The following is a 2,618-nucleotide window of genomic DNA, read 5'->3' as shown; positions in this document are numbered from 1 at the left end:
TGTAATCGGAAATTAAATCTGCACAGTTTTCGGTAAATAGGAATACACAGAAAATGGCAACAGGAATACACAATTAAAAGACCATTTGGGGCATGCCCCAAATGGTCTAAAAGCTAATATTGCTGGTTCACCAAAACCAGCAATTCTATGAATGTGTATTTAGCCAAATTTATGATTTATTATGAAATCCATCGAATGCACCGTGAAGGGCATTCCAAGAGCAGGATCAGTGAATTCCTTTTGCTCGATAGGCGTACGGTATCAAAGTACCTAGCAATGAGCGAATCGGAATACGAAGAATTCCTTACCAAGCAGACCAATCGTGGGAAGAAACTACTTCCCTATGAGGATTTTGTCAAGAAGCGCCTCGAAAAATACAGGAATACCTCTGCAGCCCAGATGCATGACTGGCTAAAGGAGAGCCATCCCGAATTTCCGCTGGTATCCCAAAAGACGGTCTTTAATTTTGTATCGTGGGTCCGGAAGAAACACCGGTTACCCATAATCAAAACCGAAAGGCAGTTCCAGCAGCTTGAAGAAGCTCCTTACGGGAAGCAAGCTCAGGTAGACTTTGGGGAATACAATATGAGAACCACCACCGGTACCCGGATAAAAGTCTTCTTTTTTACGATCGTTCTGTCGCGTTCCCGTTTTAAATATGTCTGGTTCACAGATCGGTACTTTACCTCGGAGACAGCCATAGAGGCCCATGAGAAAGCCTTTGAATATCTGGGAGGTATCCCTGATGAGATCGTTTATGACCAAGACAAGGTCTTTGTAGTGAGTGAAAACAGCGGGGACATTGTACTGACCGACGCCTTTCGCAAGTATACCAGGGCCCAGGGTTTTGATCTTTATTTTTGCCGCAAGGCAGATCCCCAAAGCAAAGGAAAGATAGAGAATGTGGTAAAGTATGTAAAACAGAATTTTCTTTATAATAGGACCTACCACAACATCGAAACCCTTAACGATGAGGCGTTGGGATGGCTTGGACGTACTGCTAACAGCTTGCCCCATGGCACTACCCAAAAAGAACCGTGTGCCGAGTTCAATATCGAACGTTCCTTTTTAAAGCCTTATAGGGCCCATGTGGGCACGGTAACAATAATCGCCACCTACACCGTGCGAAAGGACAATGCTATCTCATACAAAGGGAATTTCTATTCCCTGCCCTTGGGCACCTATAAGGGAAAAGGTAGTTTGGTAGCCCTACGCGTGGAAGGCACCTCCCTTATCATCACCGACGCGAAGGGTGAGAAGCAAATCTGCCGCCACAAAATTCCTTTGGGCAGAGGGAATAAAGTTGTTAATACCGATCACAAAAGAGATAAGAAAGCTGCCGTTGGGGAGATGATGGCGGAAACGGCTGCATTGTTCGAGCATCCCGCTAAGGCCCGGGAGTGGCTTGAGATGATCAAAGCCGACAAACCCCGTTACATAAGGGACCAGCTGAGTATGATAAGGCAAACGGCACTGCATACAGCTTCAGCTCATCTGAACCAGGCGATGGGATATTGCCTGTCCCATAGAATCTACAGTGCGGCAGATTTCAAAAGTATCTTGGCATCCACAGAGCAGCATCCAAAAAAACGGACAAAAGTCCTGAGGCTTAATCCGCTAAGCGGTGAGATCCCGGACAAGGCCAACATCCGGCCCCACAAAAGCTCCTTAGAAGATTTTGAGCACATCCTTAAAAATTCATAGACCCAATCCGTCCTGAAAGACCTTAGGGCCTCTTCAGGGCATTAACTTTCAATAGAAACAATCATATGGAAACAAAAGAACAGATTACTGATTATTGTCGAAAATTTAGGACCGCCGGTATAGCCAACAACCTGGAGCTGCTGGTAAAAGAAGCCGAGGACAACGCCTTTGGTTTTATGGAATTCACTTTGCACCTGTTGAAGACTGAGGCAGCACACCGTTATCAAAATGAAGTGAAAAGAAGACGGAAAGTGGCCAAGCTGCCCCTTCACTGCGATCTGGACCATTATGACCACACCTTCAACAGTGGCGTTTCAAAGACCCGCTTGAACCAACTCAGGGAGCTAAACTGGCTGGACCAAGGTTACAATCTTATGCTGATGGGGCCCTCGGGCGTGGGAAAGACCCTGCTTGCCTCCGGTCTTTGCAGCGATGCCATCGATAAAGGGTACAAAGCCTATTTTAGAACAATGGAAGATCTGGTAAATATGCTAAAAATGAAGGATATAACCCGAACCGCCACAGCCGATTACAAACGGCTAACAAAGGCCGACCTCATTGTCATTGATGATATCATGCTCTTCCCAGTGGAAAAGAACCAGGCGGTAGCTCTGTTTAATTTTATCAATCAATTATATGAAAACACCTGCTTTATCATTACCACAAATAAAATGGCCGCCGATTGGGCCAGAATGCTGGATGATGAAGTGCTGGCTACAGCGCTACTTGATAGATTGCTCTACCGATGTGACGTAATGAATCTATCTGGAAAAAGTTATAGAATGGAGAATAGAAAAACTTTTTTTGAACAGAAGGAATAACCTCATTATATTTACAAAGATTGTGCATTCTTGTTGCCAAAAACTGTGCACTCTTATTTGCCAATTTCTGAGCATTGTTACTTACCGATTACA

At 44.9% G+C, this 2,618-nt stretch carries 2 protein-coding genes; both read left to right on the top strand.

Annotated features, from left to right (window positions below):
- The first annotated feature begins 147 nt into the window (after window positions 1-147).
- The gene (gene istA, locus BUA16_RS18060) at window positions 148-1,704 is read left to right on the top strand and encodes an IS21 family transposase (protein WP_072766101.1); all 1,557 of its coding nucleotides are present in this window, start codon (window positions 148-150) and stop codon (window positions 1,702-1,704) included.
- Window positions 1,705-1,769: 65 nt separating this feature from the next.
- A complete protein-coding gene (gene istB, locus BUA16_RS18055; RefSeq protein WP_072766100.1) occupies window positions 1,770-2,525 on the top strand; it encodes an IS21-like element helper ATPase IstB in 756 nt (251 codons plus the stop codon).
- Window positions 2,526-2,618: the final 93 nt, after the last annotated feature.

Source organism: Arenibacter nanhaiticus, from assembly GCF_900141935.1.
Lineage (GTDB): Bacteria > Bacteroidota > Bacteroidia > Flavobacteriales > Flavobacteriaceae > Arenibacter > Arenibacter nanhaiticus.
The sequence above is the reverse complement of the archived record's forward strand: the minus strand, read 5'-3'. Positions and strand labels throughout refer to the sequence as shown.